The sequence below is a fragment of the Nocardioides sp. Soil796 genome, from assembly GCF_001429525.1.
GTDB lineage: Bacteria > Actinomycetota > Actinomycetes > Propionibacteriales > Nocardioidaceae > Nocardioides.
Window position 1 is genome coordinate 37,734 of sequence record NZ_LMSQ01000021.1, and the last position, 22,163, is coordinate 59,896.

The 22,163-nt window shown below is 69.6% G+C and carries 19 protein-coding genes and 1 tRNA gene; 8 read left to right on the top strand and 12 right to left on the bottom strand.

The window, feature by feature from the left end:
* Nucleotides 1–9 precede the first annotated feature (9 nt).
* The 6 genes from ASH02_RS23030 to ASH02_RS23055 form a co-directional block, all read right to left on the bottom strand.
* Nucleotides 10–1,428, bottom strand: a complete 1,419-nt coding sequence (locus tag ASH02_RS23030; protein ID WP_056687727.1) for a carboxyl transferase domain-containing protein — start codon at nt 1,426–1,428, stop codon at nt 10–12.
* The gene (locus ASH02_RS23035; RefSeq protein WP_056687724.1) at nt 1,428–2,678 is read right to left on the bottom strand and encodes a beta-ketoacyl-[acyl-carrier-protein] synthase family protein; all 1,251 of its coding nucleotides are present in this window, start codon (nt 2,676–2,678) and stop codon (nt 1,428–1,430) included. Before ASH02_RS23035 ends, ASH02_RS23030 begins: the two co-directional genes overlap by 1 nt.
* A 75-nt stretch (nt 2,679–2,753) precedes the next feature.
* Nucleotides 2,754–2,999, bottom strand: coding sequence for an acyl carrier protein (locus tag ASH02_RS23040; protein WP_056687722.1), 246 nt, complete (start codon nt 2,997–2,999; stop codon nt 2,754–2,756).
* A gap of 66 nt (nt 3,000–3,065) precedes the next feature.
* Complete coding sequence (locus ASH02_RS23045; protein ID WP_056687719.1) at nt 3,066–4,067, bottom strand: beta-ketoacyl-ACP synthase III; 1,002 nt, start codon at nt 4,065–4,067, stop codon at nt 3,066–3,068.
* Nucleotides 4,064–5,251, bottom strand: coding sequence for an acyltransferase domain-containing protein (locus tag ASH02_RS23050; RefSeq protein WP_056687716.1), 1,188 nt, complete (start codon nt 5,249–5,251; stop codon nt 4,064–4,066). Before ASH02_RS23050 ends, ASH02_RS23045 begins: the two co-directional genes overlap by 4 nt.
* Before the next feature lie 127 nt (nt 5,252–5,378).
* A complete protein-coding gene (locus ASH02_RS23055) occupies nt 5,379–6,563 on the bottom strand; it encodes a PucR family transcriptional regulator (protein ID WP_056687713.1) in 1,185 nt (394 codons plus the stop codon).
* Nucleotides 6,564–6,832: 269 nt separating this feature from the next.
* On the opposite strand from ASH02_RS23055, the gene ASH02_RS23060 reads away from it, so the two are divergent.
* Nucleotides 6,833–7,831, top strand: coding sequence for an alpha/beta fold hydrolase (locus tag ASH02_RS23060; protein ID WP_056687710.1), 999 nt, complete (start codon nt 6,833–6,835; stop codon nt 7,829–7,831).
* A gap of 24 nt (nt 7,832–7,855) precedes the next feature.
* Here the strand turns inward: ASH02_RS23060 and aceE are convergent, their stop codons facing one another.
* Nucleotides 7,856–10,627 (bottom strand): pyruvate dehydrogenase (acetyl-transferring), homodimeric type, encoded by a 2,772-nt coding sequence (aceE, locus tag ASH02_RS23065; RefSeq protein WP_057295531.1) that lies wholly within the window; start codon nt 10,625–10,627, stop codon nt 7,856–7,858.
* A gap of 151 nt (nt 10,628–10,778) precedes the next feature.
* Between aceE and ASH02_RS23070 the strand changes: the two genes are divergently transcribed.
* Both ASH02_RS23070 and ASH02_RS23075 read left to right on the top strand, forming a co-directional pair.
* The gene (locus ASH02_RS23070) at nt 10,779–11,210 is read left to right on the top strand and encodes a DUF3052 domain-containing protein (protein WP_056687704.1); all 432 of its coding nucleotides are present in this window, start codon (nt 10,779–10,781) and stop codon (nt 11,208–11,210) included.
* 84 nt (nt 11,211–11,294) lie between these two features.
* Nucleotides 11,295–12,899 (top strand): AMP-binding protein, encoded by a 1,605-nt coding sequence (locus tag ASH02_RS23075; RefSeq protein WP_056891366.1) that lies wholly within the window; start codon nt 11,295–11,297, stop codon nt 12,897–12,899.
* A 15-nt stretch (nt 12,900–12,914) separates the two neighbouring features.
* Here ASH02_RS23075 and ASH02_RS23080 read toward each other — a convergent pair whose 3' ends face one another.
* Nucleotides 12,915–13,745 (bottom strand): septum formation family protein, encoded by an 831-nt coding sequence (locus ASH02_RS23080; protein ID WP_057295532.1) that lies wholly within the window; start codon nt 13,743–13,745, stop codon nt 12,915–12,917.
* A gap of 48 nt (nt 13,746–13,793) precedes the next feature.
* Here ASH02_RS23080 and ASH02_RS23085 point away from each other — a divergent pair, with 48 nt between their 5' ends.
* The 3 genes from ASH02_RS23085 to ASH02_RS23095 all read left to right on the top strand — a co-directional run bounded on the left by ASH02_RS23085 (nt 13,794) and on the right by ASH02_RS23095 (nt 16,259).
* Nucleotides 13,794–14,258, top strand: coding sequence for a peroxiredoxin (locus tag ASH02_RS23085; protein WP_056687696.1), 465 nt, complete (start codon nt 13,794–13,796; stop codon nt 14,256–14,258).
* A 229-nt stretch (nt 14,259–14,487) separates the two neighbouring features.
* Nucleotides 14,488–14,562 (top strand) — tRNA-Val (locus tag ASH02_RS23090).
* Nucleotides 14,563–14,726: 164 nt separating this feature from the next.
* Complete coding sequence (locus ASH02_RS23095) at nt 14,727–16,259, top strand: AMP-binding protein (protein ID WP_057295533.1); 1,533 nt, start codon at nt 14,727–14,729, stop codon at nt 16,257–16,259.
* Nucleotides 16,260–16,508: 249 nt separating this feature from the next.
* Here ASH02_RS23095 and ASH02_RS23100 read toward each other — a convergent pair whose 3' ends face one another.
* The 4 genes from ASH02_RS23100 to ASH02_RS23115 are packed head-to-tail and all read right to left on the bottom strand — an operon-like array spanning nt 16,509 to nt 19,597.
* On the bottom strand, nt 16,509–17,177 hold the full coding sequence (locus tag ASH02_RS23100; RefSeq protein WP_056687685.1) for a response regulator transcription factor: 669 nt from the start codon (nt 17,175–17,177) through the stop codon (nt 16,509–16,511).
* A complete protein-coding gene (locus ASH02_RS23105) occupies nt 17,162–18,709 on the bottom strand; it encodes a sensor histidine kinase (RefSeq protein WP_082620992.1) in 1,548 nt (515 codons plus the stop codon). The genes ASH02_RS23100 and ASH02_RS23105 overlap by 16 nt, the downstream gene beginning before the upstream one ends.
* Before the next feature lie 18 nt (nt 18,710–18,727).
* Entirely contained in the window at nt 18,728–19,057 is a 330-nt protein-coding gene (locus ASH02_RS26750; RefSeq protein ID WP_057295534.1) for a hypothetical protein, read from the bottom strand.
* A gap of 57 nt (nt 19,058–19,114) precedes the next feature.
* Nucleotides 19,115–19,597 carry a GbsR/MarR family transcriptional regulator gene (locus tag ASH02_RS23115; RefSeq protein ID WP_056891364.1) on the bottom strand — a complete coding sequence of 161 codons (483 nt, stop codon included), beginning with the start codon at nt 19,595–19,597 and terminating at the stop codon, nt 19,115–19,117.
* A 73-nt stretch (nt 19,598–19,670) separates the two neighbouring features.
* Here ASH02_RS23115 and ASH02_RS23120 point away from each other — a divergent pair, with 73 nt between their 5' ends.
* Together ASH02_RS23120 and ASH02_RS23125 are read left to right on the top strand one after the other, a co-directional pair.
* Complete coding sequence (locus tag ASH02_RS23120; protein WP_056687679.1) at nt 19,671–20,582, top strand: ABC transporter ATP-binding protein; 912 nt, start codon at nt 19,671–19,673, stop codon at nt 20,580–20,582.
* Entirely contained in the window at nt 20,579–22,159 is a 1,581-nt protein-coding gene (locus ASH02_RS23125; RefSeq protein ID WP_057295535.1) for an ABC transporter permease, read from the top strand. The genes ASH02_RS23120 and ASH02_RS23125 overlap by 4 nt, the downstream gene beginning before the upstream one ends.
* Nucleotides 22,160–22,163 lie beyond the last annotated feature (4 nt).

The window sequence follows — 22,163 nt, forward strand, 5'->3', positions numbered from 1 at the left end:
GGGGGAGGGTCAGAGGGGGATGTTGCCGTGGTCGCCGCGGATCTCGGCGGCACCGGCGATCGCCCGGGCCAGGGCACTGCGGGTCACGTCGGGTTCGATGATCTCGTCGACCACGCCGATCTCGACGGCCTTCTGCACGCCACCGGAGATGCGCTCGTGCTCGACGGCCAGCTCGGCCTCGACCTGCGGACGGATGTCGGGGGCGACCTCGGCCAGCTTGCGGCGGTGGAGGATGCGGACCGCGGCGACGGCGCCCATCACGGCCACCTCGGCGCCGGGCCACGCGAACACGCGGGTGGCGCCCAGGGAGCGGGAGTTCATCGCGATGTAGGCCCCGCCGTACGTCTTGCGGGTCACCAGCGTCACGCGCGGCACGACGGCCTCGCCGAACGCGTGCAGCAGCTTCGCGCCGCGGCGTACGACGCCGTCCCACTCCTGGCCGACGCCGGGCAGGTAGCCGGGTACGTCGACCAGCACCACGAGCGGCACGCCGAACGCGTCGCACATGCGCACGAACCGGGCGGCCTTCTCGGCCGAGGCCGAGTCGAGGCAGCCACCCAGGCGCATCGGGTTGTTGGCGACGACACCGACCGTGCGACCGCCCATGCGGCCGAGTGCGGTGACGATGTTGGGTGCCCAGCGGGCGTGCAGCTCCTGGATCGTGCCAGTGTCGAGGACCTCCTCGACCAGCGGGTGCACGTCGTAGGCGCGCTTCTTCGACTCGGGGAGGCAGGCGGCGAGGTCGCGGTCCTCGATCGTGTCGAGGTCCATCGACCCCTGTGCGCCGAGCAGGGTGGCCACGCGTCGTCCGCGGTCGAGCGCCTCGGCCTCGGTCTCGGTGAGGATGTGGACGACACCGGAACGTCGTCCGTGCGGCTCGGGACCGCCCAGGCGCGCCATGTCGACGTCCTCGCCGGTCACCGAGCGCACCACGTCGGGCCCGGTCACGAAGATCCGGCCGTCGGGGCCGAGGATCACGACGTCGGTCAGCGCGGGGCCGTAGGCGGCGCCACCGGCGGCGGCGCCGAGCACGATCGAGATCTGGGGGATCCTGCCGGAGGCCTGGGTCATGATGTGGAAGATCTCGCCGACCGCGTGCAGCGAGAGCACGCCCTCGGCGAGTCGGGCGCCACCGGAGTGCCACAGGCCGACCACGGGCACGTCGTCCTGGAGGGCCCGACGGTAGGCGACCAGCACGGCCTTGCAGCCCTCGTCGCCCATCGCGCCGCCCATGACCGTGGGGTCGGAGCAGAACGCGACCACGGGGGAGCCGTTGACCAGGCCGCGGGCGGCTAGCATGCCGGACCCGTCGTCCTCGGTCAGCGTCTCGAGCGTGCCCTCGTCGAAGAACGCGCCCATCCGGTTGAGCGGGTGACGCGAGTCGTCGACCCGGCTCGGCTTGGTCCCCGTGGTGGCGACCGCGGTCATCAGATGCTGCCGAAGGCGACGGCCACGTTGGCGCCACCGAACCCGAAGGAGTTGTTCAGCGCCACGATGTCGCCCTGGGGCAGGTCGCGGGCCTTGGTCGGGATGTCGAGGTCGACCCGTGGGTCCTTGTTGTCCAGGTTGATCGTCGGCGGGCTCACCCGGTCGCGGATGGCCAGGACGCAGGCGACGGCCTCGAGGGCGCCTGCGCCACCGAGCAGGTGGCCGGTCATCGACTTCGTCGAGGTGACCACGCAGTTGTCGACCTGGTCGCCCAGCGTGGCGTGCAGCATCAGGCCCTCGGCCACGTCGCCCTGCGGCGTCGAGGTCGCGTGGGCGTTGACGTGTACGACGTCGCGCGGGCTGAAGTCGCCGGAGTCGATCGCGAGCTGGATGGCGCGGGTGCCACCACGGCCCTCGGGGTCGGGCTGGGCGATGTCGTGGGCGTCGTTGCTGATGCCCGAGCCCATGACCTGGGCGTAGATGCGGGCGCCGCGGGCCAGGGCGTGCTCCTCGGACTCGAGCACCAGGATGCCGGCGCCCTCACCGAGGACGAACCCGTCGCGGGCGGTGTCCCAGGGACGGGAGACCGTGGTGGGGTCGCCGCCCTCTTCGCTGCCGGTCTTCGACAGCGCCATCATCTGGGCGAACGCGGCCATCGGCAGCGGGTGGATCGCGGCCTCGGTGCCACCGGCGACCACGACGTCGGCCCGGCCGAGCCGGATCTGGTCGAGGGCCATCGAGATGGCCTCGTTGCCGGAGGCGCAGGCCGAGGTCGGTGCGTTGACCGCGCCGCGGGCGCCGACGTACAGGCCGACGTTGGCGGCCGGTGCGTTGGGCATCAGCATCGGGACGGAGAGGGGGGAGACCCGGCGGGCGCCCTTCTCCTTGAGTGTGTCGTAGTTGGCCAGCAGGGTGGTGACCCCGCCGATGCCGGACGCGACGGCGACACCCGTGCGGGTGCCGTCCAGTTCGACACCCTCGAGGCCCGCGTCCCGCCAGGCTTCCATGGCAGCGATCATGGCGAACTGCGCCGACCGGTCGAGGCGACGTGCCTTGACCCGGTCGAGCACTTCGCCGGGCTCCACGGCAATCCGGCCGGCAATCTTCACCGGGATGTCCTGTGCCCACTCGTCATCGAGGTGGCGAACGCCGGAGGTGCCGGCCAGGAGCGCCGACCAGGTGCTGGCGACGTCGCCGCCGACAGGGTTGGTGGTGCCGAGTCCGGTGACGACCACGCGCTTGAGAGACATGCGGTTCCTTCGCGGTTTGGGAAGCGGGCCCTCGAGGGGGCTGGCCCCAGAGGGGCCGGGATGAACGGGGGAGGGTCAGCTGGCGGCGTTCTCGATGAACGAGACCGCGTCGCCGACCGTCTTGAGGTTCTTGACCTGGTCGTCCGGGATCGAGACGCCGAACTTCTCCTCGCAGGCCACGACGACCTCGACCATGGACAGCGAGTCGACGTCGAGGTCGTCCACGAAGGACTTGTCGAGCTGTACGTCGTCGGCGGGGATGCCGGCAACCTCGTTGACGATCTCGGCGAGGTCGGAGCGGATCTCTTCAGTGGTGGCCATGCCGGGTTCTCCTTGGGTTGGGTTATTTCTGGTGGTGCAGTCTGATTGTGCAGTCTGACGTGCAGGTCAGGGAACGGTGACGACCTGGGCGGCGTACGCCAGGCCGGCACCGAAGGCGATCAGCAGTGCGGTGTCGCCGCTGCGCGCCTCTCCCTCGGTGATCATGCGTTCGAGGGCAAGGGGGACCGAGGCGGCAGAGGTGTTGCCCTGCTCGGCGATGTCACGGGCGATGCGCACCGTGTCGGGCAGCTTCATCGCCCGCGCCATCGCGTCGGTGATGCGCATGTTGGCCTGGTGCGGCACGAAGACGTCGAGCTCGGCGGCGGTGACCCCGGCCCGGTCGAGCGCCTCCTGGGCGACCTTGGCCATCTCGAAGGCGGCCCAGCGGAACACCGAGCGTCCCTCCATGATCAGGTGCGGCATCTGCGGATCGTCGGAGGCGATCACGTCGCGCCAGTCGACGTTCTGCCGGATGTAGTCGTAGTGCTCGCCGTCGGAGCCCCACACCACCGGGCCGATGCCGGCCACCTCGGACGGGCCCACCACGACCGCACCGGCGCCGTCGGCGAAGATGAACGCCGTGCCGCGGTCGGTCGGGCTGGTGATGTCGGAGAGGCGCTCGACGCCGACGACCAGCACGTGGCCGGCCGAGCCGCCGCGCACCATGTCGGCGGCCAGCGAGACGCCGTGGCAGAAGCCGGCGCAGGCGGCGGAGATGTCGAAGGCCGCGGCACCGTTGGTGCCGAGCTCGTGGGCGATCAGCGACGCCGCGGACGGCGTCTGCATCAGGTGGCTGACCGTGGCGACGATGACGCAGTCGATCTGCTCCGCGGCGACGCCGGCCTGCTCGAGGGCCTGCTTCGAGGCGGCAACCGACATCATCGGCACGGTCTCGTCGTCCTCGGCGAAGCCACGGGTCTTGATGCCGGAGCGCTGCTGGATCCACTCGTCACTGGAGTCGATCGCCTCGACCACCTCGGAGTTGGGGACGACGCGGCGCGGGCGGTAGGCGCCCACGCCCAGGATCGTCGCCTCGGCTGAGCCGGTGGAACTGCGGAGTGCGGTCATGAGGCGGCGCCCGTCGGGTGGAGTCGGAGGAGAGGTTGGCCGGGAGAGACGATGTCGCCGTCCTCGACGAGCCATTCCACGACCGTACCGCCGTGGGCGGCGGTGACGTCTATGCGGTCACGCAGACTGGCGACGGCACCGATCAGGGCGCGCTCGCCGAGCTCGACGGCGTCGGCCGCTGCGGCGTCGCGGTGGAACGTGCCCTTCGCGGGGCTGACCACCATCCGCCAGGTCGGGTTGGTGTCGATCTGGGAGGCCTCGCCGTGCTTCTCGCAGAAGGCGCGGGCGTCGTCGAGCTGGTCGGGGGTCTTGAGCGCGAACGTCTCGACGCCCTTCATCGCCCGCCTGGCGATACCGGTGAGAGTGCCGGCCGGCGGCATCTCCAGGATCCCGGTGACGCCGAGGTCGAGCATCGTGTCCATGCAGAGGTCCCAGCGCACCGGCTGGCTGATCTGCTTGACGATGCGGGCCAGCACCTCGCGGCCGTCGTGGACGACCTGGCCGTCGGCGTTCGAGATGATCACCGTGCGTGGGTCGTGGGTGGAGACCGAGCGGGCCAGGCTGCCCATGCGCTCGACGGCCGGAGCCATGTGGTCGGTGTGGAACGCGCCGGCCACCGAGAGCGGGATCAGGCGGGCCTTGGCGGGCGGGTCCTCGGCCAGCGCGGCGAGCTGCTCGACGGTGCCGGCGGCGACGATCTGGCCGGGGCCGTTGTCGTTGGCCGGGGTCAGGCCGTGCTTGGCGAGCGATGCGAGGACCTCCTCACGGTCGCCACCGAGGACAGCGGTCATGCTGGTCGGGCGCTGCGCGGCGGCGTCGGCCATCAGACGGCCGCGTTCGCGGACCAGCACCATGGCCTGCTCGGCGGTGATCGCACGGGCACCGGCGGCGGCGGTCAGCTCGCCGACACTGTGGCCGGCGACGGCACCGATCTTGCCGAACGCGTCGGCCGGGCTCGGGAAGAGCTCGAGGGCAGCGACCAGGCCGGCGGCCACGAGCAGCGGCTGCGCGATCTGTGTCTCGCGGATCGTCTCCGCGTCGGCCTCGGTGCCGTAGTGCACCAGGTCGAGGCCGGCGACTGTCGACAGCCACTCGAAGCGACCCCTGAACACGGGGTCCTCGAGCCAGGGGGAGAGGAATCCGGGGGACTGGGCACCTTGGCCTGGAGCGACAATGACGAGCACGTCGTCAACTGTGCCGTGTCCGGGCCGTGGACCGAGGGGTGCCACGCACGAAATACATGGGCGGTTCCTTGTCGGGTTCCCACAATTTCCTGTTACCCGCCAGTGAGTTGTCGGCGCCAGGTTAACGTCATGTTTCGGAGAGACGTCCGCACGTCAACGCGACGGCCAGGGTGTAGCCGTCGCGCGGCTGGCTGGCGGTGAGCCCGGTGAGCTCCGCGGCCTGGCGCAGGCGATAGCGAATCGTGTTCGGGTGGACGAACAGCGACCGGGCCGTGCCCTCCACCGAGCCACCGTGCCCGAAGTAGGCGTCGAGGGTCTCGATCAGGGTGCCGCGGCCCTCCTTCAGCGGCAGGTACACCTCCTCGATCAGTTGGCGCCTGGCGTCTTCGTGGCCGGCCAGGACGCGTTCGGGGAGCAGGTCGCGCGCGGCGACCGGACGTGGTGCCTGCGGCCACGCCGCAGCCACCCGGAAGCCGGCCAGGGCCGCCGTCGCCGAGTGGTGGGCACTGCCCAGGTCGGGTGCCACCGGTCCGAACACGATCGGCCCTTCGGCGAAGTGCTTGCTGAGCGCTCGCACCGCGGACTCCGGCTCCTCGACGCCGCCGAGGATCACCACCATGCGATCGCCCTGTACGGCGCACAGGGCGTCCATGTGGTGCGCCCGGGCGGACCGGCGTACGTCGTCGAAGATGTTGACCGTCGAGCCGGGTGCGGCTCGCCCCAGCACCACGACCACCTCGCCCGAGCCGCCCCAGCCCAGCGCGCTGGCGCGGGAGAGCACGGTCTCGTCGCTCTCGGAGCGCAGCACCGAGTCGACCACCAGCGCCTCGAGCCGGGCGTCCCACGCGCCGCGCGACTCGGCGGCCCTGGCGTAGACCTCGGCGGTGGCGAAGGCGAGCTCCCGGCCGTAGCGCAGCAGGCCCTCGTGGACGACGGGTGCCAGCTCGGCGCCGAGCAGGTCGTCGAGGTTGGCCTCCACGACGTCGATCGTGAGGCGGACCAGGTCGACGGTCTGCTGCAGGGTGATCACACCGGCCAGGGCACGGGGAGCAGCCCCGAAGACCTGCGCGGCGATGGGGGAGTCGGCCTCGGTGGAGAGATCCCACGAATCGGCGTGGTCGCGGAACCAGGAGATGAAGCCACGGATACCGGCCTGCACGATCATGCCGACCCAGGACCGATTCTCCGCGGAGAGGTCGCGGAACCAGGCCTTCTCGGTGTCCATGCCGGCCATCGCTGCCGTGCTCAGCGGACCCACCGCACGCTGCAGCAGTGCGGAGGCGTCCTCGCGTGGAGTGGTCGGCCGGGTCACGCTCGCAGGCTAGTGGACGACGTCGAAGTTCGCCGGGTGGCCCGACGAACCTCGGCGACGGCCACTGCGTGTGCCGATCGTGACCACGGCGTCACATGACTGCAATGGACAGGAAGGAGAGTTCTGTCAAGACCCGGTCCAGTGGGCAAGAGGTCGGGCGGGTGGTCTCCGAAATCGGCCGGACGTCTGGTTCACTTGACGACTGTCAAGACGAAGGGCGCCGTGACCAGACGGCGTGGCCAGACGGGCGTGACCAGACAGGAGCGGTGATGACGGCGCAGAAGCTCGACGTCCAGTACGTCACCCTGCACGGCCACCGGCGGGCGTTCGTCCGCACGGGGTCCGGTCCGGCGCTGCTGCTCCTCCACGGCCTGGGCTGCGACCACACCACGTGGGAGCCGGTGATCCGGCAGCTGGCCCGCAACCACACCGTGATCGCCCCCGACCTGCTCGGCCACGGACGCTCGGCCAAGCCCCGGGCCGACTACTCGCTGGGCGGCTACGCCAACGGCATGCGCGACCTGCTGACCCTGCTCGGCATCGACCGGGCCACCGTGGTCGGCCACAGCTTCGGTGGCGGGGTGGCCATGCAGTTCGCCTACCAGTTCCCTGAGCGGACCGAGCGGATGATCCTGGTCGCCTCGGGCGGCTTCGGCCCCGAGGTCACCCCGGCGATCCGCGCGCTGACGACGCCCGGCGCCGACCCGGCCCTGGGCGTGCTGACCCTGCCCGGCGTACGCCACCTGGCCACCGCGGCCCTGCGCGCACTCGCCGGGACCGGCCAGACCTGGGCCCGGGACCTCGACGAGGTCGCCGACATCGTCGACACGTTCAAGGATCCGGCAGCCCGGGCCGCAATCAGGCACGTCACCCGCGCCGTGGTCGACTGGCGCGGTCAGGTCGTCACGATGAGCGACCGCGCCTACCTCACCGAGGCCGTCCCGGTCTGCGTGATCTGGGGACGCAACGACATGGTGATCCCGGTGCGGCACGCCAACACCGCCGCCGCCCTGGCGCCCGGGTCCCGTGTCGAGGTGCTGGCCAACTGCGGGCACTTCCCGCACAAGGACCACCCCGAACGGTTCGTCAGGATCGTGCAGGGCTTCATGGGCAGCACCCAGCCGGCCGTCTACGACCGGGCCGTCTTCCGGGACCTGCTCGCCCGCGGTGGCGAGATCGACGTACAGAGCTCGCTGGCCGGCAAGGCACCGATCGCCCCGCTCCGCGCGCTCGAGACCGACCCGCAGGTCGGCCAGGCCCTCGCCTGACCGACCCCGCGCGGACGAAGCAGGTCAGGCGTCGCCGCCCTCCTGGAGCACGCCGGCCACGGCCGTCGGGTCGTCGATGCGGTAGCGATCGAGCGCCTCGGTGACCCGCGCCGGATCGATCTCCCCGGCATCGGCCAGCGCGCCGAGGGCCTGGACGACCACCGACTCCGCGTCGATGTGGAAGAACCGTCGTGCCGCGGGCCGGGTGTCGGCGAAGCCGAAGCCGTCGGCGCCCAGCACCCGGTAGTCCTCGGGCACCCAGCGGGCGATCTGCAGCGGCACGGCCGTCATGTAGTCGGACACCGCGACGACCGGACCCTGGCCGTCGGCCAGCACCTCGGTGACGTACGCCGACCGGTGCTTCTCCTGCGGGTGCCGCAGGTTCCACTTGTCGACCTCGATGGCCTCACGGGCCAGCTCGTTCCACGACGTGACCGACCACGTCTCCGCCTGCACACCCCAGTCCTCGGCGAGCATCCGCTGGGCGTCCACGATCCAGGGGAAGCCGACGCCGGAGGCGAGCAGACGCACGCGCGGGCCCTCGGCGTCCGTGGTCGAGACCTGGTACATGCCCTTGAGCAGGCCGGCGACGTCGAGTCCCTCGGGCTCCGCCGGCTGGGCGACCGGCTCGTTGTAGACGGTCATGTAGAAGATGACGTTCTCGCCCTGCGGGTGCTGCTCGCTGGTGCCGTACATGCGTTCCAGGCCGGAGCGCATGATGTGGCCGACCTCGTAGGCGAACGCGGGGTCGTAGTGCACCACGGCCGGGTTGGTCGCGGCGAGCAGTGGTGAGTGTCCGTCGGCGTGCTGGAGGCCCTCGCCGGTGAGCGTCGTACGCCCCGCGGTGGCGCCGATCAGGAACCCACGCGCCATCTGGTCGGCCATCGCCCAGATCGAGTCGCCGGTGCGCTGGAACCCGAACATCGAGTAGAAGATGTAGAACGGGATCATCGGCTCGCCGTGCGTCGTGTACGACGACCCGGCGGCTGTGGCCGACGCCATTGCGCCGGCCTCGGAGATGCCCTCGTGCAGCATCTGGCCCGTCGTCGACATCTTGTACTGGAGCAGCATGTTGCGGTCGACCGACTCGTAGGTCTGGCCGGCCGGGTCGTAGACCTTCGCCGACGGGAACATCGCGTCCATGCCGAACGTGCGGTACTCGTCGGGTGCGATCGGCACGATCCGGTCGCCGATGCCGGGGTCGCGCATCCAGTCCTTGAGCAACCGGACCGCGGCCATCGTGGTGGCGACCTTGTTCTTGCCGGCGCCCTTCTTGAGCTCGGCGTACGTGCCGTCGCCGGGCAGGGTCAGCATCTTGGCGCGGTTGACCCGCTGCGGGATGGAGCCACCCAGCTGGTTGCGCCGCTCCATCATGTACTCGATCTCGGGGGAGTTCTCGCCCGGGTGGAAGAACGGCGCGGTGCCGGTGGCTTCGTACGCCGACTCGAGGTCGCGGTCGCTGATCGGCAGGTAGAGCCGGTCGCGGAACTTCTTCAGGTCGTCCTGGGTGAGCTTCTTCATCTGGTGGGTGGCGTTCTTGCCCTCCAGTGCGTCGATCGTCCAGCCCTTGACGGTGTGGGCGAGGATCACCGTCGGCTGGCCGACGTGCTTCGTCGCGGCGTCGAAGGCGGCGTACACCTTGCGGTAGTCGTGGCCACCGCGCGGCAGCTTCTCGATCTGCCGGTCTGTCATGTGCTCGACCATCGCCCGCAACCGGGGGTCGGGCCCGAAGAAGTGCTCGCGGTTGTAGGCGCCGCTCTCGACGGAGAAGGTCTGGAACGCGCCGTCCGGGGTGGTGTTCATCTGGTTGACCAGGACGCCGTCGACGTCGCGGGCCAGCAGGTCGTCCCACTCGCGGCCCCAGACCACCTTGATGACGTTCCAGCCGGCACCGCGGAAGTTGGCCTCGAGCTCCTGGATGATCTTGCCGTTGCCGGTGACCGGGCCGTCGAGCTGCTGCAGGTTGCAGTTGATCACCCAGGTCAGGTTGTCGAGCTCTTCGCGGGCCGCGATGCGGATCGCGCCCAGGGACTCGGGCTCGGCCATCTCGCCGTCGCCGAGGAAGGCCCAGACGTGCTGCTCGCTGGTGTCCTTGATGCCGCGGTTGGCGAGGTAGCGGTTGAACCGTGCCTGGTAGATGGAGCCGATGCCGGTCAGGCCCATCGACACCGTGGGGAACTCCCAGAAGTCGGGCATCAGCCGGGGGTGCGGGTAGGAAGGCAGCCCAGCGCCCTTGCCGTGCTGCACCTCCTGACGGAACCGGAACAGCTGCTGCTCGGTCAGCCGGCCCTCGAGGAACGCGCGGGCGTAGATGCCGGGGGAGGCGTGGCCCTGGATGAAGAGCTGGTCACCGCCGCCGGGGTGGTCCTTGCCGCGGAAGAAGTGGTTGAAGCCGACCTCGTAGAGGCTCGCGCTGGACTGGTAGGTCGCGATGTGGCCGCCGACCTCGAGCCCCTTGCGGTTGGCGCTGGAGACCATGACCGCGGCGTTCCAGCGGATGAACGCACGGATCCTGCGTTCGACCTCCTCGTCGCCGGGGAACCACGGTTCACGCTCCGGCGGGATGGTGTTGATGTAGTCGGTGCTGCGCAGGGCAGGTACGCCGACCTGCTTCTCGCGGGCACGTTCGAGGAGGCGGAGCATCAGGTAACGGGCGCGTTCCCGGCCTCGCTCATCGATCATGGCGTCGAAGGACGCGAGCCAGTCGCCTGTTTCCTCGGGGTCGATGTCAGGCAGCTGTGTCGGGAGGCCCTCATGAATTACGGGTGGATTCAAGGGCTTGGTGGTGTCGGTCACTCCGCCATCTTGGCACGCGCCCACAGGGGAGGAAATCTACCGAGGGGTAGACCCCGGGTGCCCACCTCCGGGGGCGCAGGGTTGCGCAGCGGGGCGATGTCCGGTGGACTACGGGCACCTGTTTTCCGTGACGCGTGACTGGAGGAGTCTCTTGAGCTCGACCGCGGGTGGCCCGGCCGCCCAGAATGCCGTACTTGCCGAACGCCTTGGGCTCAAGCCCGGGCTCGTGATCCAGGAACTCGGCTGGGACAACGACACCGACGACGACCTGCGTGTTCAGATCGAGGACTGCATCGACGCGGACATGGTCGATGGGGACTACGGCAACGTCGTGGACTCGGTCCTCCTGTGGTGGCGTGACGACGACGGCGACCTGGTCGATGCGCTCGTCGACTCACTGACCGACCTCGTCGGAGGCGGTGTCATCTGGCTGCTCACCCCGAAGGTGGGACGCCCCGGTGCCGTGGACCCGTCCGACATCGCAGAGGCGGCCCCGATCGCCGGACTGTCGCAGACCACGACCGCGACCGTGAGCAAGGACTGGGCCGCGACGCGGCTGGTGGCGCCGAAGTCCGCCCACTGAGCACCTTCCCATTGTTACCGGCGAGTTGGCAGGCTGGGTCCCTCAGACCAGCTGCTGCCGTGCGGGCGGCCGAAAGGAACATCCATGGGACAGGGTCGTGAACGCCTCAAGTCGGGCGCAACCTCCGTCAAGGTGCTTGCCGGATCCGGGGTCGTTCGCCCCTACTCGCCACTGAAGCTGGCCCGGCTGGCCCGCACCGTGGTCACCTGGGGGACCGGCGTGGCCGGCGGGTTCGCGTCACTGGCCGTGCGCCATCCCGACCGCCCGGGGCTGATCGACGAGCTCGGCACGCTCACCTTCGGCGACATCCACCGCCGCAGCAACGCCCTCGCGTCGAGCCTGCGCGCCCGCGGCGTCAAGGAGGGTGACGGCGTCGCCATCATGTGCCGCAACCACCGCGGCTTCGTCGACGCCAGCCTGGCCGTGGCCAAGCTCGGTGCCGACGTGCTCTACCTCAACACCGCCTTCGCCGGCCCCCAGCTGGTGGACGTCCTGGCCCGTGAGAAGCCGATCGCGGTGATCCACGACGAGGAGTTCACCGGGCTCCTCGACGGCGCCCACGTCGAGAACCGCATCCTGGCGTGGACAGACGCCGACACCGACCTCGACACCGTCGAGAAGCTGATCGCCGCGGGTTCCTCCGCAGACCTCCAGCCGCCGGACCGCCACTCGCGCACGATCATCCTGACCTCCGGCACCACCGGTACGCCGAAGGGCGCCCCCCGCAACGAGGCCGGTATCGACGCGGCGGTCTCCCTGCTCTCGCGGATGCCGTTGCGGGCCCAGTGGCGCTCGCACATCGCCGCACCCCTGTTCCACACGTGGGGCTTCGCACACCTGGCGCTCGGCATGCTGCTGGGCTCGACCGCCGTACTCACCCGGCGCTTCGACCCGGAGACCGCGCTCAAGGTGGTCTCCGAGAACAAGTGCGACTCGTTCGTGGTGATCCCGGTGATGCTGCAGCGCATCCTCCAGCTGCCCGAGGAGACCCGGTCGCGCTACGACTTCTCCACCGTCAAGGTGGTCGCCGCCTCCGGCTCCGCACTGCCGGGCGACCTGGCCCTCAACTGGATGGACACCTTCGGCGACACCCTCTACAACATCTACGGCTCGACCGAGATCGCCTATGCCTCGATCGCCACACCCGAAGACCTGCGCGCTGCTCCCGACAGTGCCGGCAAGCCGCCGCACGCGACCGTCGTACGCATCCTCGACCCGGAGGGCAAGGAGGTCCCGCAGGGGCAGTCCGGCCGCATCTTCGTCGGCAACGGGCTGCTCTTCGAGGGCTACACCGGCGGTGGCGGCAAGGAGGTCATCGACGGGCTGATGTCGAGCGGTGACGTCGGGCGGTACGACGCCAACGGCCGCCTGTACGTCGAGGGCCGCGACGACGAGATGATCGTGTCGGGAGGCGAGAACGTCTTCCCGAAGGAGGTCGAGGACTGCCTCTGTCGCCACGAGGCCGTCGTCGAGGCCGCCGCGATCGGCATCGACGACCCCGACTTCGGCAAGCGGCTGCGCGCGTTCGTCGTGATCACGGGTGACGTCGACGAGGACCAGCTCAAGGACTGGGTCAAGGCGAACCTCGCGCGCTTCAAGGTGCCTCGCGAGATCCACGTCCTCGACGAGCTGCCACGCAACGCCACCGGCAAGGTGCTCAAGCGCGAGCTGTTCGACTGGCAGCCCTGAGCGCGGGCGCCCCCGTCAGGACGACGTGAACTTGTAGCAGGACAGCCGGCGCTCGCCGTCGCGCCACCAGGCCTCGAGGGGCCAGGTCACCCACCAGCTGTCGGTGCCGGCGATGCGGCCGCAGTTGGCGTTCGCGAACTTCTCGAACTGTGCGTCGGTGGGGTACTTCGCGCTCTTGCCGACCGGTGCCTCGAACCACCCGGCCCAGCGGTAGCCGTGCGGCTTGTCGCAGGTCACGTAGATCGCGTCGTCCTCACCGTCGTCGTTGGTGTCGGGGCCCCGCCGGATGCAGCGGGCGTAGGGGTCCTCGAGCCCGTCGGCGAAGAGGTCGGTCGTCCTCGAGGTCTCGGGGAGCAGCTTGAGCTTGTCTCCCGACTCGGCGACCAGGTCGCAGCGGAACCAGCGGGCGCCGGCCGACCACTGTGCGGTGGTCGGCTCGAACCAGATCCAGTCCAGCACCGAGCCGAGCAGCCTGCCCTTGCTCAGACCGGTCGCCTCCGGGAGGTGCTTCTTGCACTGCTTGGTGACCACGGCGTAGTCCGAGCTCGTGGTGCCGGCCTTGAAGAGGCCGACGTGGTAGGTCAGCGTGTTGTGCTTCTCGTAGCAGTCGGAGACCGGCTTCCTGGTGTTGGTCGTCGACACGGACTGGGTGCGGCTCATGCTGTAGCAGGAGCCGACCACGGGGGCTCCGGCCATCGGGTCGAGCTCGGGTTCGGGTGACTGGGCGGGCTCTCCCATCGCCGCATTCAGCTCGGTCGTCCCCGTGTTGGTACCGCATGCCTGGGCAAGCAGCAGCAGGCCGGCTGCCAGCGCCAGGGCGCTGGTGCGAAGATGACGGTCAGACATGAAACACCCCTTGGTCGCTAACACGATGAATCCTAGGACAGGCACTCGGTGACACCCCTCCAGCTCGGCGACACGGCACCTGACTTCACCCTGCGGGACCAGTTCGGTCAGGACGTGTCCCTCTCCGACTTCCGTGGCCGCAAGGCAGTTGCGCTCTTCTTCTACCCATTTGCGTTCTCGGGAATCTGCACCGGAGAACTGACCGGCATCCGGGACCGGCTCGACGAGTTCCTGACCTTCGACACCGAGGTGCTGGCGGTCTCGTGCGACCCGATCTACTCGATCCGGGCCTTCGCCGATCGCGACGGGCTCAACTTCCCGCTGCTGGCCGACTTCTGGCCGCACGGCGAGGTGACGCGCCGGTACGACGTGTTCGACGACGTGAAGGGATGCCCCCGGCGGTCGTCGTACATCATCGACAAGGAGGGCCGCATCTCGTGGGCGGTGCACAACGCCATGCCCGAGGGCCGCGACCTCGACGAGCACCTGCGCGAGCTGCACGCACTGGTCTGAACGCACTGCCCGGACCTGTTCCGCAGGGGCTGGTCTGGACCGCCGTCTCCAATTTTGTGGATATTTCTCAAACCCCTGACGCACAGTCCGGAGACGCCGCAGAATTGTCCTTGTTGCGACCGCTGGTGACCCGAGACGCCGGCGGTCGCAGCTCATTTCGGGGAGTCCTCCTGGTGTCCGCGAGTTAGGGGCCGACTGCGCGATCGCGTAGTCTTTCCCGCGCCTCAATGCGTCGGTAGCTCAGCGGTAGAGCACTCGGTTTACACCCGAGCGGTCGGCGGTTCGAAACCGTCCCGACGCACCAGCCTGTCCTCCTGCTCCCCGGCGGCCGCTTTGGCCGCCCGTCGGCGTGCGATCGCCTTTCGTCGCAGCACCGCTGCCGTCCGTCTCAAGTCGAGGGCCGGGCACTCCCGCGGGCCAACCGTTGCTGGCTAGGGTGAGATCACCGTCACCAGTGAGGGAGCATTCATGCACGTCAATTTCCAGGTTGCAGACTTCATCGATCGTGCCGCTGTCGTGTACGGCGATCGGGTGGGGGTGGTCGATGAGCCTGATCAGCCGGCGCCGTCGCAGGGTTCGTTGACCTATGCGCAGATCGCGGCGAACGCGCGTCGTCAGGCGGCGAAGCTCGATGAGCTGGGTGTCGGGTTCGGTGACCGGGTGGCGGTGGTCTCGCACAACAGTGCGCGGTTGTTGACGTCGTTCTTCGGGGTGGCGGGGTTCGGGCGGGTGTTGGTGCCGGTGAACTTCCGGCTGCGCCCTGATGAGGTGTCCTACATCGTGGAGCATTCGGGGGCCCGGGTGTTGTTGGTCGACCCGGAGCTGGAGGAGTCGCTGGCCGGGGTGGAGGCGGAGTTCAAGTTCGTGATCGGCGACGATGACGAGATCTATGCTGCTGAGGGTGTGGAGCCGGTGGTGTGGGAGCCGGATGAGGCTGCCACGGCGTGCATCAACTACACCTCGGGTACGACGGCGCGTCCGAAGGGCGTGCAGATCACGCACCGCAACATCTGGGTGAATGCGGTGACGTTCGGGTTGCATGCCGGGGTCTCGGATCGGGACGTGTACTTGCACACGTTGCCGATGTTCCATGCGAACGGGTGGGGGATGCCGTTCGCGATGGCGGGGATGGGGGTGCCGCAGGTGGTGATCCGCAAGATCGATGGTGCGGAGATCCTGCGCCGTGTCGAGCAGCATGGGGTGACGGTGATGTGTGCGGCGCCGGCGGTGGTGGCCGCGGTGCTGGAGGCCGCGGCCGAGTGGGAGGGGGAGATCCCGGGTCGTGACCGGGTGCGGATCATCGTGGCTGGTGCGCCGCCGCCGACCAAGACGGTGGCGCGGGTGGAGGCCGAGCTGGGGTGGGAGTTCATCCAGATCTACGGGTTGACCGAGACGTCGCCGCTGCTGACCATCAACCGGTCGCGTGCGGAGTGGGATGACCTGGACCCGTTGGAGCGGGCGTCGAACCTGGTGCGTGCGGGGGCGCCGGCGATCGGCGTACGCCTGTCCACTGATGCGGAGGGTGAGGTGTTGGCCCGGTCGAACGTGGTGTTGGAGGGGTACTGGCAGAACCCGGAGGAGACGCAGCGGTGCCTGGCTGGTGGGTGGTTCCACACCGGTGACGGTGGGGTGATCGGTGAGGACGGGTATCTCACGATCAGTGACCGCAAGAAGGACGTCATCATCACTGGTGGTGAGAACGTCTCGAGCATCGAGGTGGAGGACGTGTTGTTCTCGCATCCGGCGGTGGCTGAGGTTGCGGTGATCGGCGTGCCGAGTGAGAAGTGGGGCGAGACGATCAAGGCGTTGGTGGTGCTGGCGCCGGACGCCGAGGTCACCGAGGCCGAGCTGATCGCGTGGTGCAAGGACAAGGCGGCCGGTTACAAGGCGCCGACCTCGATCGAGTTCCGCGAGGAGCTGGCGCGTACGGCGACCGGCAAGCTGCAGAAGTTCAAGCTGCGTGAGCCCTACTGGGCAGACCAGGCCAAACAGGTCAACTAGCTGGTGACGGATCCCGGCGCGTTGCCCGAGCGGGTGCCGCCCGAGATCGCCGAGGCGCTGCAGCCCGTCCTCGAGCGGCAGCCCCGCGGTCACCTTGCCGGCTTCAAGGTCCGCCGCTGACCCGTCGCTAGTTCGGATCGACCCGTCGCTAGTTCGGATCGACCCGTCGTGAGTTCGAGAACTGGCGACGGGTCAACCGGTATTCGCGACGGGTCGGCAGGAACTGGCGACAGGTCGATGGTGGGACGATCAGGGGACGAGGCGGTAGCCCATACCGCGCACGGTGGCGATCCGGTCGGCGCCGAGCTTCCTGCGCAGGTAGCCGACGTAGACGTCCACCACGTTGGATCCCGGGTCGAAGTCGAAGCCCCACACGTGGTCGAGCAGCTGCTCCCGCGACAGCACCTGTCCGGGGTTGAGCAGGAAGATCTCGAGCAGGGTGAACTCGCGCGCGGAGAGGTCCACCTCGGTCCCGTCGACGGTGGCCCGCCGGGTGCGGACGTCGAGGCTGACCGCGCCGGCCCGGAGTACGTCGTCACGCGCCGCGCCCTGGTCGTCGTACTGCCGCAGGCGGAGCCGGACCCGGGCCAGCAGCTCGGCGAACCGGAACGGCTTGGGCATGTAGTCGTCGGCACCGCCCTCGAGGGCGTTGACCGTGTCGGTCACGGAGTCGCGCGCGGTCAGCACGATGACCGGGACACGGGAGCCCTGCGAGCGCAGCTGGTCGAGCACCTCGAAGCCGTCGATGCCGGGCAGGCCGATGTCGAGGACGACGAGGTCGAAGCCGTTGCCCAGCGCCAGGTCGAGGCCGGTCGGCCCGTCGTCGGCGATGGTGGTCTGGTGGCCCTCAGCGGTGAGTCCCTTGGCGACGAACGAGGCGATGCGGGCCTCGTCCTCGATGATCAGGATGCTGGCCATGGGCGCTCCTCGACGTCGGGTCGGACTGCTTCGAACCTGATCGTGTCGGCATGGCCGGTGTCGGGAGGCAGGTCCGTCGAGGAGCTGCTGCCGGACGCCGAGCCCGTCGTCGCCGCGGGCAGCGCGACGACGAACCGGGCGCCCGGCGGATCGGCGTCCTCGACGTGGACCGTGCCACCGTGCGCCTCGACCAACGCACGCACGATGGACAGTCCGAGGCCGAAGCCGTCGTCGCCCCGGAGCACGGTGCTGCGGGTGAACCGCTCGAAGATCCGCTCCCGGTCCTCGGGTCGTACGCCGTGCCCGGTGTCGCGCACCCACAGCAGCACCCGCTCGCCCTCGTCGGACGAGCCGATGGCGATCGTGTCGCCGGGCACGGTGTGCTTGACCGCGTTGTCGGCCAGCTGCAGCAGCACCTGCGTGATGCGTTGCTCGTCGAGGTGCACGGTGCGGGTCGCCGTACCGTCGTCGACCCACGCGCGATCGCCCAGTGCGCGGGCCTTGGTCAGCACCAGGTCGGTGAGCGCGCCGAGGTCGACCGGTCCTGTCGTGACGAAGTCGGGCCGGGCGCTCTTGGTGAGGAGGATCAGGTCGTTGACCAGTCGCGACATGCGGTCGATCTCGTCGAGCAGCAGCGCCCGGGTTTCGCCGACCTCCTCAGGATTGTGAGCGTCCAGCAGCTCGAGGTGTCCGCGCAGCACAGTCAGCGGAGTCCTGAGCTCGTGGCCGGCCGCGTCGAGGAACTCGCGCTGGTTGGTGAACGACGCCTCGAGCCGGGCCAGCATGTCGTTGACCGTGCGGGTCAGTGAGGTGATGTCGTCGTTGCCGGTCTCGGTGAGCCGCAACGAGAGGTCGGTCTCGCTGATCTCGCGGGCGGTCTCGCTCATCTCACGCAGGGGAGAGAGAAGCCGGCCGGCCTGCCACGCGGCCAGTGCGGTGATCAGGCCGAGCGAGAGCAGGGAGACGATCGTGTAGGTCTCGATGAGCTCCTTGAGCTCGCCCCGGGAGTCGTCGAGGAAGGTGACCACCACCAGGGCGCCCCCGGTGCGGGTTCCCTGCACCGGCTGCACGGTCACCAGCACCTCACCGACCTCGGACTCGAAGAGCTCCTCCCCGCCCTTGCGCAGGTGCTGGCGGACGACCGACTCGAACTCGGGGGACCTGCTGAACCCGGAGTGGTCGGAGGTCGACTCGAACTTGGACTCGTCATCGATCCACGCGGAGAACAACTCGTTGTCGCTGGGCACGTTGCGCTGCAGGAACACGACCAGGAGGTCTTCGACGCTGGCGAAGGGCCTCGCGGTGTTGGGGTCCTTGCCCTTCTCCTGGAGCTGGCGGAACTCGGCGATCTCCTGGTCGGCCTGGGCCGACGCTGCGTTCTCGAGCCGGGCCGACTCCAGGGCGTAGATGATCGCACCGGCGCCGGCCAGGGCGAGGGCGACGAGTACGGCGACCGTGGCGGTGATCCGCACGCGCACGGAGATGCCCGGGCGTCGCCGGGCATCTCGGGTGGTGGGGTCGGCGGCAGTCATCGACGTCCGCCACGGGAGTCAGTCGTCATCGCCACCGTCGTCGCCGTCGTCATCCAGCCCGTCGTCGTCGCGACCGTCGTGCCGGTCATCGTCACGACCGTCGTCGTCGGTGGCGTCGTCGAGGTCATCGGGCACGGCGGTCACAGTCCGCGGGCCGTCGGACCTCTTCGGCGGCTTCGGCGTGCGGCTGGGCCGGTCGGTCGGCGTACCGCTCGTTCCGGTCGGCTCGTCGATCCGGATCGGGCTGCGGTCGCCGGGCGCGTCACCGGCGGCAGCGAGAGAGCCGGCGACGTAGGCCAGCATCGGCAGCACCAGCGCTGCCGCGAGGATCAGTTTCCACTTGCCCATGACCTGGATGATCCTGCCTCATCGTGGGGTCCTCGTGAGACCCGGATGAGAAGACCCTCATCGAGACTTCTGCTCGTCCTGCCAGCGCGCGTAGAGACTCGGCAGCTCGTTGCCGATGAAGACGAAGAAGTCACGGGTGTCGGTGATGCGGGTCTCGGCATCGGGGGAGAGGTCGCCCGAGGACAGGGCGGTGTCCATCAGCTTGACCAGGGCGTCGTACGCCTTGATCTCGAGCATCATGGCGTCGGCCCAGAGGTCCGCCTCGGTGGAGAACCGGTCGGCGCGCTCGCCGGGATCGCGGCGCCGGCGCACGAGATGGACGCGCAGCAGGTAGTTGACCGCGCCGCTGATCGCGGCGGGGCTGACCTGAAGGGACTCGGCGAGCTCACGCGAGGTCATGCCCGCGCCCGGCGCACCGAGGAGGGCGGCGAAGACGCGTGAAGGCATGCGGGGGAAGCCCATGCCGCTGAGCATGGAGGCGAGGTCCTCCACGAACTGTCGCGGATGCGTATCACTCGCGGGATCAGGGGCGTCGGCCATGGCCTCAGACTATCCGAAATTCAAGTAGTTCGGAAGTTTCACAAATTCGTGAATTAGGAGTAGCGTGACGGGCATGAGTGATGTCATCGAGATCTCGGGGCTGGTCAAGAAGTTCGGCGCCACCACGGCTCTCGACCACCTCGACCTGTCCGTCGCGACCGGCGAGGTCCACGGCTTCCTGGGTCCCAACGGCGCCGGCAAGTCCACGACCATCCGCGTGCTGCTCGGCCTGCTGCGGCCCGACGAGGGCACCACCCGGCTCCTGGGCGGCGACCCGTGGCGCGACGCGGCCCAGCTGCACCGCCGCCTGGCCTACGTGCCGGGCGACGTGAACCTGTGGCCGAACCTGTCCGGCGGTGAGGTCATCGACCTGCTCGGCCGGCTGCGCGGCGGCCTCGACGAGAAGCGTCGCGCCGACCTGCTCGACCGGTTCGAGCTCGACCCGACCAAGAAGGGCCGCACCTACTCCAAGGGCAACCGGCAGAAGGTGGCCCTGGTCGCCGCACTGTCCTCCGACGTGGAGCTGCTGGTGCTCGACGAGCCGACGTCGGGCCTAGACCCGATCATGGAGTCGGTCTTCCAGTCGTGCATCGACGAGTTCCGCACCGACGGGCGCAGCGTCCTGCTCTCCAGCCACATCCTGGCGGAGGTCGAGCGGCTGTGCGACCGGGTCAGCATCATCCGCTCCGGCCGCACCGTCGAGACTGGAACCCTCGCCGACCTTCGCCACCTCACGCGCACGGCGGTCTCCGCCCAGCTGGCCTCCGACCCGATCGGACTCGACCAGCTCACCGGCCTGCACGGCCTGGTCGTCGAGGGCAAGCGCGTGGAGTTCGAGATCGACACGGCGCAGCTCGGCGCCGCGGTGGCCAGGCTCGGAGACTTCGGGATCCTCACCCTGACCAGCCAGCCGCCCACCCTCGAAGAGCTGTTCCTGCGCCACTACGGCGACGAGGTCGAGCCCCAGCCGGAGGCCGAACGATGAGGGCCGTCACCGGAGCCGGCATCCTGTTCCGCACCTTCGTACGACGCGACCTGCTCGCGATCTTCTGGTGGACGATCGGCATCACGATCCTCTACTGGTCGCAGGCGGTCAGCGTCGACGGGCTCTACTCCACCCAGGCCGAGTTCGACAAGGCCGCGGCCAGCATGGAGAACAATGCCGCGTTCATCGCGATGGCCGGACCGGCGCGGGCCCTGAACACCGTCGGTGGCCAGGTCGCCTGGCAGGCCACCGCCTTCGGCGCGGTCATGGTCGGGCTGATGAGCATGTTCCTCGTCGGCCGGCACACCCGCGTCGAGGAGGAGACCGGGCGCGACGAGCTCGTCCGCTCGGGGGCGATCGGCCGACATGCTCCGATGACCGCTGCCCTCATGGTCACCGCCCTGGCCAACGCCGTGGTCGGCCTGGCGGTCTCGGCCAGCCTGCTGGCCTACGGACTGCCCGCGGCCGGGTCTTGGGCGCTCGGGATCGGGCTGATCCTCACCGGTCTCTGCTTCACCGGCATCTCCCTGGTCGCCGCGCAGCTGACCCAGGGCGCCCGCGCCATGTACGGCATCGTCGGAGCCGCGCTCGGTGCCGCCTACGGCCTGCGCGCGATCGGTGACGTCGGCGACAACGGACTGTCGTGGCTCTCGCCGATCGGGTGGTACCAGGGCCTGCGGGCGTACGCCGACGAACGCTGGTGGCCCCTCGTCCTCCTCCTCGGTGTCGCACTGGTGACCCTGGCCGCGGCCTACGCCGTCTTCGGTCGGCGTGACATCGGGTCCGGTGTCTGGGCAGCTCGGCCGGGTCCGGCGCGGGCCGGCGCCGGACTGCACAGTGACCTCGGCCTGGCCTGGCGGCTGCACCGCGGCAGCCTCATCGGCTGGACCCTCGGCCTGTTCGTGACCGGCCTGGCCTACGGCACCATGGGCAACGACATCGGTGACCTGATCGGCGACTCCGAGGCCACCCGTGAGGTGTTGGCGGCGGGCAGCGCCGACCTCGTCGACGGGTTCTACGGCGCCGCCGGGCTGATGCTGGCCCTGCTCGCCGGAGGGTACGCCGTCTCCGCCTCGCTTCGCGCCCGCGGCGAGGAGGACTCCGGCCGTGTCGAGCCGTTGCTCTCGACCGCCCTGCCCCGGGTGCGTTGGTTCCTGGGCCACACGCTGATCGCCGTGCTCGGCTCCGTCGCCGTGCTGCTCGCCTCCGCGGTCGGGCTCGGCACCGGCTACGCCATGACCACCGGGGAGTGGGACTCCTTCGGTCGGTTGATGATGGCTCCCGTCTCGGCCGGTGCCGGGGTGATGGTGCTGGTCGGACTCGCCGTGCTGCTCACCGGCTTCGTGCTGCGTCTCGCTTCCGCGGCCTGGCTCGGACTCGCGTTCTGCGTGGTCGTGATGATGTTCGGGCCACTGCTGAAGTTCCCCGACTGGCTGATCGACGTCTCACCGTTCAGCCATCTCGCCCTGGTGCCGGCCGAGTCCTTCGCCGCCGGCCCCTACCTCGTGGTGCTCGCGGTCAGTGTCGCGCTCGGGGCGGTCGGCGTACTCGGCCTGCGGCGGCGTGACATGCACTGAGACC